The following is a 15028-nucleotide window of genomic DNA, read 5'->3' on the forward strand; positions in this document are numbered from 1 at the left end:
GTAGTCGAGGAAGCATGACGAGCGGCTCGGGACGCGGAGTGGAATGATTTGGTAGTTTTCAGGATTCTGATGTGCAGGCTTGATTTTTTGTTTCTTTTGCATCAAGGCAAAAGAAAAGAAAGAAATTGTATCATGACAAAAGTAAAAAGACATAAAAAAAGCGGCTATTTGCCGCTTTAACTATAAACACAATACATTAACTCAAATCCTCTACAACAGCTTCCGGCGCATTGCTCTTAACAGATTCAATCCCGTTATCACGTCCGGCAGCACTTTCGTACATTTCGCTGCTTCCTATAACCTGGCCGTTTGAGGCTTTAAGGCTGAAATAATATTTATCATTCGATGAGGTTTTTTTCTCAAACCGGGCATCTTCCTGGGAGTTTTTCCTAACCGATTCGATTCCGTTTTCACAATTGGCCTTGGTCGAATACCCTTCGCTGGCAAGGATTGTCTGCCCGTTGCCTGCTTTTAAATTGAATTGGAATTCCCCGTCTTTTCTTTTGGTAATTACAAATTTCCCCATAGGTTTTTAAATTAAGTTAGAAAACTAATATAAAAATTAATCTGATATGTTTTACAATTGAGGAAAAAAAGAAGCAAGAGTCAAGAGCAAAGAGAATAGAACAAAGAGAATAGAACAAAGAGAATAGAACAAAGAGAATAGAACAAAGAGAATAGAACAAAGAGAATAGAACAAAGAGAATAGAACAAAGAGAATAGAACAAAGAACAAAGAATCAAGAAATCAGCTTTAGAGATTATTTCGTCAGTTCGCTACGCTCGTGTCTTCCTTCGTCGGAATGACAAACGTTGCGTAATCTTGTCATCCCGACGAAGGAGGGATCACCCCGATCTTTCCAAGCTCTCCACTTCGCCCTTTTGTGTAAAAACAAATAGGCTTGATTTTTGGTACTTTGTATCAAGACAAAGTACAAGAAGAAAAACTAACGAAGATGTTTCCTTCGTCAACATGACAAGATTGCGGATAGCTTTATTTATGCATGATATTTCATCTTAACGGTTGTCATCCCGACGAAGGAGGGATCTCTATAATCTTACCACGCCCTTAAAAAGAAAAGCATAAAAAACAACGCAGAAGCAAAGCGGCACCGTTCCGCATAGTCGAGGAGGAACGACGAGCGGCTCGGAACGCGGAGCGGCGCTTCGAGGTAGTTTTTACGCTTTTGTTTTTGCAGGCTTGATTTTTGGTACTTTGTATCAAGACAAAGTACAAGAAGAAAAACTAACGAAGATGTTTCCTTCGTCAACATGACAAGATTGCGGATAGCTTTATTTATGCATGATATTTCATCTTAACGGTTGTCATCCCGACGAAGGAGGGATCTCTATAATCTTACCACGCCCTTAAAAAGAAAAGCATAAAAAACAACGCAGAAGCAAAGCGGCACCGTTCCGCATAGTCGAGGAGGAACGACGAGCGGCGCTTCGAGGTAGTTTTTACGCTTTTGTTTTTGCAGGCTTGATTTTTGGTACTTTGTATCAAGACAAAGTACAAGAAGAAAAACTAACAAAGATGTTTCCTTCGTCAACATGACAAGATTGCGGATAGCTTTACTTATGCACGATATTTCATCTTAACGGTTGTCATCCCGACGAAGGAGGGATCTCCCCAATCTTACCACGCCATCCATGGCCCCCTCACAGCATAATCCGTAGAAAACAACAAATCATGAAGCGGCAGCGTTCCGCGAAGACGAGGAAGCATGACGAGCGGCTCGGAACGCGGAGCGGCGCTTCGAGGTAGTTTTTACGCTTTTGTTTTTGCAGGCTTGATTTTTGGTACTTTGTATCAAGACAAAGTACAAGAAGAAAAACTAACAAAGATGTTTCCTTCGTCAACATGACAAGATTGCGGATAGCTTTACTTATGCACGATATTTCATCTTAACGGTTGTCATCCCGACGAAGGAGGGATCTCCCCAATCTTACCACGCCATCCATGGCCCCCTCACAGCATAATCCGTAGAAAACAACAAATCATGAAGCGGCAGCGTTCCGCGAAGACGAGGAAGCATGACGAGCGGTTCGGAACGCGGAGCGGTGCTTCGAGGTAGTTTTTGCGCTTTTCTTTTTGCAGGCTTGATTTTTGGTACTTTGCATCAAGACAAAGTACAAGAAGAAAAACTAACAAAGATGTTTCCTTCGTCAACATGACAAGATTACGATAGCTTTACTTTATGCACAATATTTCACCTTAACGTTTGTCATCCCGACGAAGGAGGGATCTCTATAATCTTACCAAGCCTTCCACTTTGCCCTTTTGTAAAAAACAATCAGGCTTGATTTTTTGTTTCTTTTAGTTCACCGTAATTTATTTTCATCGGTGTTCATTGAACCTCATGCTTCGGTTTGCATTAAAGCAAAAGAAAAGAAGAAAAGAAAAACCCCCCAATAGCTCTAACTAAATCTCCCTCTACACCCCTCATTGCTTTTCCCCAAAATGCAATAATGTAAGAATTTATATATGATTTTAAATTACATTGCACCCCATTAATTATAAAAAAAGTAAAAAAATGAATGCAAATGTAACTGTGCAAAGCACAAAAAAGAAACGATCAATGAGTGAAACCGGCCATGCCAAGAACGTTGCCAATTTTCAAGATCTAATTTCCTTTTGCGAAGGATACGGATCCACCTACAATCCTTCCAAAGAAAATTTAAAGATTGTTAGTATGCTTAATCAATACCAAAGATCACTAGACAGGTTGTACCAGGTCAAAACAGATAAAACCGGTTTTGATATCGCTACAAACAACCGCCGCAACGAATTCGACGACCTGAAAAGATTATCTACCAAAGTGTTGAGTGCTTTTATGGTGTCCGGAGCCGATAAATTGGCCATTGACGATGTAAATTCGATACAGAAAAAGATACAGGGGCGCAGTAGCAAAAAAATTAAAGAAGAAGCAACAGGGGAAGACATTAAAAGAATTTCCACTGCACAGCAATCCTTCGATCGTTTTATAGATCATTTCGCAAATTTATTGCAAGTGTTGGAACAGAATCCGGTGTATAACCCTAATGAAATGGAATTAAAATTGACATCACTGCGGATGAAGTTTGAAAGTATGAAAAGGGTAAACAAAGACTTAACAGATGCTTATACCCAATATAGCAATGCCATGATCCGTAGAAACCATGCACTTTATGATGCCTCTACAGGATTAGTGCAAACAGCCAAAGAGGTGAAATTATACATAAGAAGTATTTTTGGAGCCACCAGTCCACAGTTTCGTCAGGTCAATTGTATTGAATTCAGGATGATGAAAGAATAAGTACTGCAATTTATTTGAATTAGAGGCTGCATTGTTTGAACAAGCATCTGCAACGTTTGAATCCGAGCCTGCATTGTTTGAATAAGCACCTGCAGCGTAAAAAGAAGCGTCTGCAATGTTTGAATTAGAGGTTGCAGTGCTTGAATAAGCACCTGCAGCGTAAAAAGAAGCGTCTACAACGTTTGAATTCGAGCCTGCATTGTTTGAATGAGCACCTGCAGCATAAAAAGAAGCGTTTGCAATGTTTGAATTCGGGACTGCACTGTTTGATGAAGCACCTGTTACAATACAGACAAGCCCCAAAACAAAAAATCCCGGGCAATACCCGGGATTTTTTTATGATATGAAAAAGGAATATTATCCTAATGCAACTCTTTTGAAACCTGTAACAGTCAAACCACCATCGATAGTTTTGATGTAACCGGCAACGCTCATAGAACCGTCTTTGATATAATCCTGGTTTACCAAAGTATTGTCTTTGTAAAAACGTTGGATTTTCCCTTTAGCGATATTGTCTAACATAGCTTCAGGTTTACCTTCCTGACGCAATTGGTCTTTAGCGATTTCAACTTCTTTCTCGATGATAGAAGCATCAACTCCAGCCTCGTCCAAAGCGATTGGGTTCATAGCAGCAGCTTGCATAGCAACGTTTCTTGCCGCTTCTTCTCCACCTGCAACGTTAGCTGACAAAGCAGTCAAAGTAGCGATTTTGTTTCCAGCGTGGATGTAAGACCCGATGAAAGGACCTTCCAATCTTTCGAAAGAACCGATCTCGATTTTCTCTCCGATAACTCCTGTTTGCTCGATTAATTTCTCAGCCACAGTAATTCCGTTGAAATCAGAAGCCAATAATTCTTCTTTAGTAGTATAGTTTAACGCCTGGTTAGCCAAGTCTGTAGCTAATTTCACGAAACCTTCATTTTTACCTACGAAGTCAGTCTCACAGTTTAATGTGATAACCACACCAGCTGTTTTGTCTGCGTTTACAACAGCAATAGCAGCTCCTTCAGTAGATTCTCTGTCTGAACGGTTAGCAGCTACTTTTTGTCCTTTTTTACGAAGGTTCTCAATTGCCAAATCGAAATCCCCATCAGCTTCAACTAATGCTTTTTTGCAATCCATCATACCGGCACCGGTGATGGTTCTTAATTTGTTTACGTCTGCAGCAGTGATATTTGCCATTTTGTATAAGTTTAAATTTTAATCCTGATTTTAAAAAAAATCCAAATCAAATATCTCAATATCCAAAAGTGTTGATTTTTTGGAGCAAGAAATAAATGATTTGGAAATTATGATTTACTCTTCAGTTGCAGGAGTTGCAGCTTCAACTGCTGGTGCAGCTGTTTCTTCAACCTGAGCAACTGTTTCGTCACCTTTACCTTCTTCTTTATCGGAAGTTCTGTTTGCAAGACCTTCGATAACAGCAGCAGTTACAAGTGATAAAACTTTATCGATTGATTTAGAAGCATCATCGTTTGCAGGGATTACATACTCTACCTGACGTGGGTCAGAGTTCGTATCAACCATTGCGAAAACTGGAATGTTTAATTTTTGAGCTTCTTTAATTGCGATGTGTTCAGCTTTGATGTCCACTACGAATAATGCAGCAGGCAATCTTGACATATCAGCGATAGAACCTAAGTTCTTCTCTAATTTTGCACGTAAACGATCAACTTGTAAACGTTCTTTTTTAGACAAAGTCATGAAAGTACCGTCTTTTTTCATTCTGTCGATAGAAGCCATTTTCTTAACGGCTTTACGGATAGTAACGAAATTTGTCAACATACCACCTGGCCATCTTTCAGTGATGTAAGGCATGTTAGCGGCAGCAGCTTTTTCAGCTACGATGTCTTTTGCTTGTTTTTTGGTAGCTACGAAAAGTATTTTTCTACCGGATGCAGCGATTTTTTTCAAAGCTTCATTAGCTTCTTCGATTTTAGCTGCAGTTTTATATAGATTGATAATGTGAATACCATTACGCTCCATATAGATGTAAGGGGCCATGTTTGGATCCCATTTTCTAGTCATGTGTCCGAAGTGAACACCTGCTTCTAGTAAGTCTTTAACTTCTACTTTATTTGCCATTTTGTAATAGTTTACGTTCTGTTGAATTAGCAATGATTAAGTAGCGATTGGAAATCAGGTCTTAACCATTTAGATGCTAAACTAATTCCTACCTCGGTAGGAGAGCAACAATAACTTGAGTTTTTTAATAATAAATAAATATTAACGTTTAGAGAATTGGAATCTCTTACGAGCTTTTTTCTGACCGAATTTCTTACGTTCAACCATTCTTGGGTCTCTCGTTAATAATCCTTCAGGTTTTAAGATTGCTCTGTTTCCTTCTCCAACTTCACACATTGCTCTTGCGATAGCCATACGAACAGCCTCAGCTTGTCCTGTTGAACCACCACCGTATACGTTTACTTTTACATCAAAATTCTCAACATTTTCTGTCAATGTCATTGGTTGTAAAACTTTGTACTGTAAAGTTGCTGTAGGGAAATAAGTTGCAAATGCTTTTTTGTTTACAGTGATAGTTCCAGTTCCTTCTGAAACGTATACACGGGCAACTGCGGTTTTTCTTCTACCGATTTTGTGAATAACTGCCATTATTTTAGATCGTTTAGGTTAACTGTTCTTGGTTTTTGAGCGCCTTGTTTGTGCTCTGAACCAACAACAACATTTAGATTTCTGAAAAGTTCAGCTCCTAATTTGTTTTTAGGCAACATTCCTTTTACCGCTTTTTCTACTAATAATGCAGGGTTTTTCTGTTGCATTACTTTAGCAGTCAAGCTTCTTTGTCCTCCTGGGTAACCTGTGTGACGGATGTACGTTTTCTCGTCAAGTTTGTTACCTGTAAGGTTGATTTTTTCTGCATTGATAACAATTACGTTATCTCCACAGTCCACGTGCGGTGTATAACTCGGCTTGTATTTACCTCTTAAAATCATAGCGACTTTTGAAGATAAACGCCCTAAGTTATGACCTTCAGCATCTACAACAATCCACTCTTTAGTAACAGTAGATTTGTTTGCTGACATTGTCTTGTAGCTTAATGTGTTCACAATAATTATTTTTAATTAAACATTCCATTCCCAATAAAGGGAGTGCAAAAGTACAAATAAATATTTATTATACAAATAGCGATTGGATTATTTTGTGTATTGATTGTCAAGCGGATACTAAATTTGCGTAAATCGATTTACTCTTTGGTAAAAAGATATTCGGCTCCGCCCTGTTTTAAGGTCATGTTCTTCCCGTTAAAAATCAATTTTATACTGGCCGGGTCAAAAACGAATTCCGTAGCACTGATCGGGTTTAACGTGAAGGAACCCTGGCCGGTAGCCTGAGCAGTCAATTCCCCTTTTTCGACCTTAATGGTGATTTTCATCGGAAGCTGCGGCGAAGCATATATTCCCTGGTAACTGCTGAGTGTTTCCGGTTTTACATTGAAAGTGACTAAATTAGGGAATTGGTAAGGCATCTTATAATAAATGCTCAAAATACCGATCATAATGTCGTTTCGGTTGTAATTATCACCGTTTACAATTAAGGAAACCCCTACTTTATCGGAAGGATAATAGCCCACGACCGAACGGAAACCTTCAATCCCTCCGGTATGGCCATAGTATTTGCGTTCCCCAAAAGGGAAAGTCATCAGCCCTTTTCCATACGACTGTTCCAGTTTGGTCATTTGGTCGAGTGTTGATTTCTTGAGCAGCGTTTCATTAAAAAGGGCATTCATAAATAAGGTCAGGTCCGATGCTGTCGAAGAAATATGCCCTGCACCAAAAGCCTGTGACATATTCCATTCCGGGATTAGATTCCATTTGTTGTCGGAAAAAATATACGAATGGCTTTCATTCCTGGCCAGGTCCGCCTTGTCAGAAACAACGGTATTCCGGAGCTGCGCCTTTTTGATGATGCGTTCCGATAGGTTGGTGGCATAATCTTCTTTGGTTACATCTTCCAAAATCCTTCCCAACAAATAATAATTCGAATTGCTGTATTCAAATTTGGAATTCGGTTCAAACAAAGGTTCGTAAGCGGCAATTTTAGCGATCATTTGTTCTTTGCTTACTTCTTCAAGCATATTGACAGTGCTGTCGCCGTTCAGGAAATCGATGATTCCGGTCCGGTGGTGCAACAGGTCGTGGATGGTTATTTTGTCTGCATTTTTTATTTGAGGGTAAAATTTGGAAAGCTTGGTGTCCAACTTCAGTTTTTTCGCCTCCACCAACTGCATGATCATCACTGCAGTGAAAGTTTTAGTGATCGAGCCTATTTTGTATTTTGTCTTTGCATTGGCCGTTAGGTTGTTTTCCACATCGGCATAGCCATAGGCTTTTTCAAAAACCGTATTCCCGCCTTCGCGGATGCTAACCTGGCCCATAAATTTATTGTTGGCACTCAGGAAGGTAAGCAAGCTGTCTATTTTGTTGAAACGGGTCTTTTGCTGGGCAGAAACCGTAACGGATAACGCAAAAATGAATAATAAGATGGATTTTTTCATGGTTGTTTATAATGTTGGGTTTGTAAAGTTGCGTGTTTTACTGATTTTATAAATATAATTGATTTCCTTAAAAACGGTTTTTTCCAGAATACATTTTGCCGCAAGCCCGTTTTTTTCCGCGATAGCAAAAATAACATCTGTTTTGCAATCTTCCGAAAGAATCATATACACTTCATTCTTTTGGGTGGTAAAATCAGGAAGCTGGGCGAAGAGTTTTTCAAAATATTCGAAATGCTCGCCGCAAAACCAGGCTTTTTCCGCTACCGAATCCGGGTTTTTGGGGTAATAAGGAGGATTGATGACAATACAATCGAAGGACTTGTGTTGTAAACCATCAAACAGGTCCGAATACAGGATTTCTATCTGGGTCTCATTGTCTTTTGCATTTTTCCGCAAGGCTTCCAAAGCAATCATGTTAATGTCTGAAGCAGTGGTTTTTGCTCCTTTTTTGGCCGCCAGGATAGAAATGATGCCACATCCGCACCCTAATTCCAAAAAAGTTTTCTTTTCCAGGGAAAGTGTTTCCAGGAATTCCAGGAGCAGTTTTGTACTGATGGTTATAAAAGGTGGGAAAACGGAAGGTTCTACCCAAACACAAAGATCTTTATATTTGTATTTCCTTGGTCTGGACAAGTAAAGGGTACTTGTTTTCTTCAGGAAAGGACTAATTATTTTCTGAACCAGTTTTCTCATTTATTCCGAATAAAATCCTTCAATTTCCGGTTGGCGGTATTTCCATATTTTGTGCAAAGCCTTGATTTCATAAGGATAATGATAAAAATTGGTTTTATACCGGAATCCGGAAACCACTTGAAGCAACTGCTTTTTGTAACCGCGTATCCTGAAATCGGAAACAGTTGGGTAATAGCCGTTAAGGACTGTTTCGAAATTTTTAATGGTATCGATCATATAAGGTTTCAGCCAAGGCGTGAGCGGATTTTTCCTCAGGTCGAAATTTTCCCAGGAAGGCGAAATCCATTCTTCGAGTGTTTCGGGAAACGAAAAACCGGCATCGAGTATTTGTTTGTATAAATCGGAACCTTCGGTAGGAACCGGACTGAAAAGGTAAATGATGATTTCCGCATCAGGATTGATCGTTTTTATCTCCTTGATAAAATTGATGTCCCAGAGGATTTGGTCGTATACTTCTTTTTCGGTTTTGGCCGGCATGCCTAAAACAAAAGACAGTTCGGGTATGATGTCGGCATTCTTCATCCGGAGCACAAAATCCTTAATCATCTGGCCAGATTGCGTACCGCCTTTGTTCATTTGTTTCAACACGGCATCGTTACCGGTTTCGGCACCCAGGAAAATCATCTTGCAACCGGCTTTGCGCATCAGTTTCAAATCATCATCGCTGTACATGTTGATGGTGTCAATGCGGCCTTCGCCCCAATAACTGATGTTGTCGTCCATGATTAAGTGTGAAAATTCCAGGACTCTTTTCTTGGAAGTGAAAAAATTATTATCGTGGAATTCTATGGCGTCGATATTGAAATTTTCTTTAAAATATTTCACATCCTCATAAATCCTTGCCGCAGACATCCCTTTCCATTTGGCATTGAAAATAGGGACCACAGCGCAAAAAGAACACGAAAAAGGACAGCCCATGCTGGAATGGTAGGAAAGGGTTTTGCTCCCCATAAAAGTCTTGGCCAGGTAATTCCTGACGGGATAAAATGAATTTAGGTAATCATACGGGAAACGTGGCAATGTATCCTGGTCGAGCAGGGCTTCGACTGCGGTTTTTATGATGTCCCCTTTTTTGTTTTTGAAAATAAGGTTTTTTATCGTTTCCAATTGTTCGTCCCGGCCATTTTCCAATGCGTGTATCAACTGCGGGAAAGTCGTGTCGCCGGGGCCGTTGATGATATAATCCACATAACCCGAATGAAGGGCAACCTTATATTGATTGGAGGCAAAATAACCACCCCAAACAGTTACAATGCCTGGAAAATCTTCTTTTATTTTTTTGGTGAAAGGAATCGCCTGGCGCAATTGCGGCCCGGGCATGACTGTAGAACCAAAGTATTTGAATTCTCCTGTTTTTAAATAGTTCCGGATTGTTTCCCAGGGATCGTTTTCCAGGTTGCCATCCACAAAGACATAACTGTATTTGCCATGGATGGAAGCGCCCACCTGTAAAATGGAATTGGGGATGCGATGCTTTCCATTGGCACTTCTTGGATTGAATATGATGGTTTTGTTTTGGGACAACTCTTATTTGATTACGTTAATTTTCAGATACATCAAAAACGATTTAAAACCGGAATAGCAAAAAAACATGGATTGGAAACTCAACCGGTAATTTTCCTTTGCCTGCCGGTATTCTTTTTGCCTGTGATAAATGTAAGCAATTTTGGAGTACATTTTGCTGCTCAAGCCGGCATGTTTTACAGAAGAAATAATTCCGCGTTTTTTTAGTTTGCCAATGCTTTTGAAATAATCATCATAATGATCCATATTCCTTTTTTTTGAAATATTCTGATCGTGTTTCCTTATGAATGCCAGTTTTTTTGCCGAATAATAAAAAGGAACCTTTGAAGCGGCCCTTAAATATAAATCAAGTTTGCCGTCAATCATGGATTCATCCAAAAAACCAATTTCTGCAAGTGTTTCTTTTTTAATGGTATACGTTGATAAGGCAAGGATTTTTTCTTGTAGTAACTCTGGTAACGCATTTCCCGAAAAACCTGTTTTATAGTTAAAAAAAACAATATCCGAAGTATCGCTTTTAGGGAAAGCGGCAGCGTCATGAATAACAAAACCGATAGCCGGATTTTTAGTTACAATAGTGTTTATGGTTTCCAGCTTGTCCTTTGCCCAGATATCATCAGAATCCAGGACACTAATAAAATCACCTCCGGCAAGATGGAGGCCGCGATTGGTAACAGCACTCCTGTTCTTGCGTTTTTCATATTTGTAATACCGGAGCCGGCTGTCATTGAATTGCTTTACAACAGCTTCCGTATTGTCTGTAGACCCGTCATCAATAATAATATGCTCAAAATCCGTATGGGTTTGGTCCAGGACACTTTGGATGGTTTCCGCAATCAAATGGGCCCTGTTATGGGTTATGGTGACAATACTAAACTTCATGTAAACTTCCTTTTTGCAATTGATATACGGTGTCGCAATAGCCCAAGGTTTTGGTATCGTGCGAAATAAGAATTACCGTCAGTTTTTCTTTTTTGGACAGCTCCTGTATGTAATTCAGGATTTTGATTTCGTTTTCCTCATCGAGCTGATTTGTAGCTTCATCCAGGATCAAAATTTGCGGATTCGTATACAAAGCCCTGATAATGGCCAGTTTCTGTTTTTGCCCTCCCGATAATTTTTGCCCGTTATTGCCCGTCGGAGAGTAAATACCTTCTGGGGAATTTTGAATGATCTTATCAAAAAAGACCGCCTTTGTAAGGGTTTCAATTCTTTTAAAATCGATTTCGCTTTCTTTTTGGCCGATGGCAATATTCTCCAAAATGGTCCCATTGAAAATATAAGGTTCCTGGGTCACATAGCCAATCAGGTTTAAATACGCATTTTTGTTTTCCGGGGTTATTTTCCTGGCGTCTAGGGTAATGGTGCCGGATTCAGCATCGATAAGTTGCAGCAAAATATGCAGCAATGTGGTTTTCCCTGTTCCGGACCTTCCGGTAATGCCAATGATTTCTCCCTTGCTTATTTGGAGGTTGATGTTTGAAATCAGTTTGTTTTCAGCCGAATAACTGAAAGATAGGCTGTCAATTTCCAATTGGTTCTCAAAATTGATTTTTAAGGTATCGGAAACTGATTTTGCATCCGTTGCGGTATTTTTCAGTATAGATTCGATGGTATAATCATAAGATTTAAGGCTGGAACCGGCAATAATCAATTTGTTCAGCGAAGGAATCACCTTAAAAAAAACCGATGCCATAAAGGAAACCAGCAGGACATTCCTGGAGTTTTCATCCGGATTGTGAACCAGGTAGAAAACCAAAAAGCTCAAGACGATTATAATGGTAATTTCGAGGTATTTTGCGTTTGAATTCTTTAGGGTAGTCAGGAAAGCATAGGTTTTGTTCAGTTTTTTGTTAGAAGAATTGAATTTATCCAAAAAAGCATCTTCCTGCGCCGCACTTTTAATTTCAAAAAAACCATTGATCAGGTCCAGCAGGAAATTTACATTGTTCCTGTAATCGGAGGAAAGGCTTTTCTGTACTTTCTTTAATTTCCGGAAGGCATAAAAAACAAGGAATGCAACAATAAACAACAGTAGGGCAAATGTTGTAATCTTTGGAAATAAAAAGAATCCCGCTCCCAAAACGAAGACGATAATAATGCCTTCGGAAATAATAGTGTTTAAGGAAAGCAATACATTATTGGCAAAATTATTGGGGACTTCAATCGTATTTTTGATGATGTCGCCCTTGTCCTGATCTTGGTAAAAAAGATAATTGCCATGAATAAAAAGCTCGGTGTATTTTTTTGAAATTTCCGAAGAAATAGCATAAATCAACCGGTTTTGGTAATTTATAAACAGAATGCTGACCATATTCTTCGCCATAAAAAAAACAATCAGCAAGGTTATGCTTAAAACCAGGTGTTCTTTCTGAAACAGGAATTGCAGGTATTTGTTCCCGAATTTGGACTGCGTATCGATGGCGAGCATCAGAAAAGGAAGCAGATACGCTACAGATACTAAATCCAGGAGGACATTGCTGAGCGAAAATCCGAAAAAAGGCAAGAGTTTCTTTCGGTATTTGTCAGGTACACAGCTGATTATTGCTTTTATTTTACTTTTAGTGATCATATATGTCCTGATAGTGTTGTACCGTTTTTTCTAGTAAAAAAGTATTTTTCCCGGCTTCAGAAAAGGATCCCGAAAGCAATTTGCGGCAGGCTTCAGCCATTTCATTTTTGGTATGGGCTATGATCCAGTTTGGAGATTCAGCGGCACTGCCCACCTTTTTGGACACGATCATCGTTTTGCTTTGCAGCGCTTCGGCAAAAATCATCCCAAAACCTTCAAACTCGCTGGGATGCAATAAAATTTTGGATTGGGCCAGGTAATGCATGGTTTGCTTATAACTCAATTTCCCTTTCAGTAAAATAATATCATTCAAATGAAGCAACTGTATTTTTTCCTGCAATTCGTTGTGTAAAACCCCATCACCAATGATAATGGCTTTGATTGGTTTTTCCTTGGCTATTTCGGCAATGATTTCAATAAAAAGCATGTAGTTCTTTAAGGGAATCAGGGAGCCAATGCCGATAATATCAATGGTTTTGCTTTCCGACGGGCTAAAATCATCCGGATTGATCCCGAAGGGGATAATAGCTGTCCGGGCGTTGTAATTTTTGTGGAAAACACCTTGATGGAATGGCGAAAGCGTAATGAGTTCCATCTTCTTCAAAGGTAATATCCCGACATATTTATTTCCTTTCAAAGCATCCTGGCCCATTAAGGTTACGATATGTTTTGTCTTATTTTTTACCGAAAACCAATGCCCGACCAAAGCACACTCGCCCAGCCAGAAACTGTGTAAGGCAGTAATCGGTTTCTCACGGTTGAGCTGTTTTAAAAACCGGTAGGCCTTATGCCAAAGCATTATTTTAGAAATAAAAGGGCTGCTTCCCAAAGTGTACACCTGGATGCCATTCCAGGTATAAGCTGATTTTTTCTTCGGATAATGAAAGGAAACAACAGTAATTTCATATCCGGTATAATCAAGTAAAGCTTTTGCATAGAGGTGCAATGCCGGAATACAGCTGGTATCGGCTTCACTTTCAGGAAAACCCGGCGTCAGGATTACGATATGGTTATTTTTTTTTGACAATACGGTACAAATTGAAATCCCCGGGAAGGTTTTGCAGTTTTTCTAATTGGTAGTCCTTTTTTGCGGTTTCCCAATTAAGCCACGGATTCTTCCCTTTCCATTGCTTTTTAAGTTGTTTTTCGTTGACTAAAAGTAAGGCATTTTTTTCAAAATCGAGAAGTTTTTCCTTCCATAAGCTTTTGTACCTAAAATCCAGTTTCCTGTTTTTCAAAGCAATGTCAATATCAAAGGAATATAGCGTGTTTCCTTCGAATGGCCTGATTTCATTTGCAATGTTTTTTTCCAATGTGTTCCTTTCGTAAAAAGGCCTTCCGTAATAAAACCCTAGGGAAAGCTGTAACAGCAGGACAAGATAAAAGACGGTTTTCTGGTTTTTTACAATCGCAAACAACTCTTTCAATAATGGGAAAAGAAAAACAATGATTAACGGGAAAGACAATATCAGGAAGCGTTTGTTTTGAAAGGGAATACCACCCAGGAAAAAAGCATATAGTAGGATGGAGGCCAGCAGTATTTTTTGGTATTTATGGAATTTCAGGCTACCGTGTTTAAATAAAACGATGGGCAGTAAAACCCCAAAAAACAAGAAGGATGGATGGAAAAAGTTGAAAAAGGCATATACCAGGTTGCTATAACGGTTGTGCATTTCACCATCGATTGTACTGAAATCGCTTCGGAACAGGTTTAGAAAAGACCAGGACCGCAACCACTGATGGGACAGGAACTGCAAGCTGTTTTGGGAACGGATGGCAATATGCGGCAGGGCAACCCAACCGGCTGCCAACATCGAAAATAAAAGAGAAAGATATCCTTTATTCCTAATCAGCTGGACAAACGCGGCCAGGCAAAAGGGGATCAAGATTACGCCGGCAGCATAACGTGTGAGCAGTGCCAAAACACTCAAAACAGAGCCGAAGATAAAATTCCTATTGTTGTTTTTTTCCATAAAAAGCAAAAAGGAATAAACGCCAAGGGTCGTAAAACAACAGGCCAACAGGTCAGACATGGCCAACAAGCCATGGATAAGGATTATGGGTGACAGCGTAAAACACAAGAAAGGAATAGGGCCGTTCGTGTTTTCGGGGTAAACCAATCGGATGGTTTTTTCGAGGTAAACCGAAGTAATCCCAAGTGAAAGGATCGAAACCAGCTGCAAGGCAATGCTTGTATTGGGAATGATGAAACTCAAAAGACTACCGAAAACCGGATAATAAACACCCCAAAAATAATCTCCGGGCGCTTTTCCTGTTTCCATAAAAGTTTTCAAGGCTTCAGTATACCTTAGGTATTCATAGGAATCCTGCCCGTACAGCCCATCGAATGAAAATCCGTAATAGAGTGCCATCCAAAGCAAAACCGGAGAGAAATAACGAAGATACTGTAATTTGATTTCCAAAA

13 protein-coding genes are annotated in these 15028 nt (G+C 39.5%); 1 reads left to right on the forward strand and 12 read right to left on the reverse strand.

Annotated features, from left to right (window positions below; genetic code table 11):
• Positions 1 to 196: 196 nt before the first annotated feature.
• Positions 197 to 526: a YegP family protein gene (locus tag E4635_RS11710; protein WP_135526888.1), complete on the reverse strand. Its 330-nt coding sequence runs from the start codon at positions 524 to 526 to the stop codon at positions 197 to 199.
• Between the two features lie 2055 nt (positions 527 to 2581).
• On the opposite strand from E4635_RS11710, the gene E4635_RS11715 reads away from it, so the two are divergent.
• The gene (locus E4635_RS11715) at positions 2582 to 3298 is read left to right on the forward strand and encodes a hypothetical protein (protein WP_135526889.1); all 717 of its coding nucleotides are present in this window, start codon (positions 2582 to 2584) and stop codon (positions 3296 to 3298) included.
• Between the two features lie 357 nt (positions 3299 to 3655).
• On the opposite strand, the gene tsf is transcribed toward E4635_RS11715, so the two are convergent.
• The 11 genes from tsf to E4635_RS11770 form a co-directional block, all read right to left on the reverse strand.
• Positions 3656 to 4480, reverse strand: coding sequence for a translation elongation factor Ts (gene tsf / locus E4635_RS11720; RefSeq protein ID WP_135526890.1), 825 nt, complete (start codon positions 4478 to 4480; stop codon positions 3656 to 3658).
• Between the two features lie 114 nt (positions 4481 to 4594).
• Positions 4595 to 5383 (reverse strand): 30S ribosomal protein S2, encoded by a 789-nt coding sequence (rpsB, locus tag E4635_RS11725; RefSeq protein ID WP_135526891.1) that lies wholly within the window; start codon positions 5381 to 5383, stop codon positions 4595 to 4597.
• A gap of 141 nt (positions 5384 to 5524) precedes the next feature.
• Positions 5525 to 5911, reverse strand: a complete 387-nt coding sequence (gene rpsI, locus E4635_RS11730) for a 30S ribosomal protein S9 (protein WP_135526892.1) — start codon at positions 5909 to 5911, stop codon at positions 5525 to 5527.
• Complete coding sequence (rplM, locus tag E4635_RS11735; RefSeq protein ID WP_135526893.1) at positions 5911 to 6366, reverse strand: 50S ribosomal protein L13; 456 nt, start codon at positions 6364 to 6366, stop codon at positions 5911 to 5913. The genes rpsI and rplM overlap by 1 nt, the downstream gene beginning before the upstream one ends.
• 137 nt (positions 6367 to 6503) lie before the next feature.
• The gene (locus tag E4635_RS11740) at positions 6504 to 7814 is read right to left on the reverse strand and encodes a serine hydrolase domain-containing protein (protein WP_135526894.1); all 1311 of its coding nucleotides are present in this window, start codon (positions 7812 to 7814) and stop codon (positions 6504 to 6506) included.
• Positions 7815 to 7820: 6 nt separating this feature from the next.
• Entirely contained in the window at positions 7821 to 8507 is a 687-nt protein-coding gene (locus E4635_RS11745) for a methyltransferase (RefSeq protein WP_135526895.1), read from the reverse strand.
• Positions 8508 to 10031 carry a B12-binding domain-containing radical SAM protein gene (locus E4635_RS11750; protein WP_135526896.1) on the reverse strand — a complete coding sequence of 508 codons (1524 nt, stop codon included), beginning with the start codon at positions 10029 to 10031 and terminating at the stop codon, positions 8508 to 8510.
• 3 nt (positions 10032 to 10034) lie between these two features.
• Positions 10035 to 10913 (reverse strand): glycosyltransferase family 2 protein, encoded by an 879-nt coding sequence (locus tag E4635_RS11755; protein ID WP_135526897.1) that lies wholly within the window; start codon positions 10911 to 10913, stop codon positions 10035 to 10037.
• Positions 10903 to 12603 carry an ATP-binding cassette domain-containing protein gene (locus E4635_RS11760; protein ID WP_135526898.1) on the reverse strand — a complete coding sequence of 567 codons (1701 nt, stop codon included), beginning with the start codon at positions 12601 to 12603 and terminating at the stop codon, positions 10903 to 10905. The genes E4635_RS11755 and E4635_RS11760 overlap by 11 nt, the downstream gene beginning before the upstream one ends.
• Positions 12593 to 13630, reverse strand: coding sequence for a glycosyltransferase family 4 protein (locus E4635_RS11765; RefSeq protein ID WP_135526899.1), 1038 nt, complete (start codon positions 13628 to 13630; stop codon positions 12593 to 12595). The genes E4635_RS11760 and E4635_RS11765 overlap by 11 nt, the downstream gene beginning before the upstream one ends.
• Positions 13614 to 15026, reverse strand: a complete 1413-nt coding sequence (locus E4635_RS11770; protein WP_135526900.1) for a glycosyltransferase family 39 protein — start codon at positions 15024 to 15026, stop codon at positions 13614 to 13616. The genes E4635_RS11765 and E4635_RS11770 overlap by 17 nt, the downstream gene beginning before the upstream one ends.
• Positions 15027 to 15028 lie beyond the last annotated feature (2 nt).

Source organism: Flavobacterium humi (assembly GCF_004745595.1).
Taxonomy (GTDB): domain Bacteria; phylum Bacteroidota; class Bacteroidia; order Flavobacteriales; family Flavobacteriaceae; genus Flavobacterium; species Flavobacterium humi.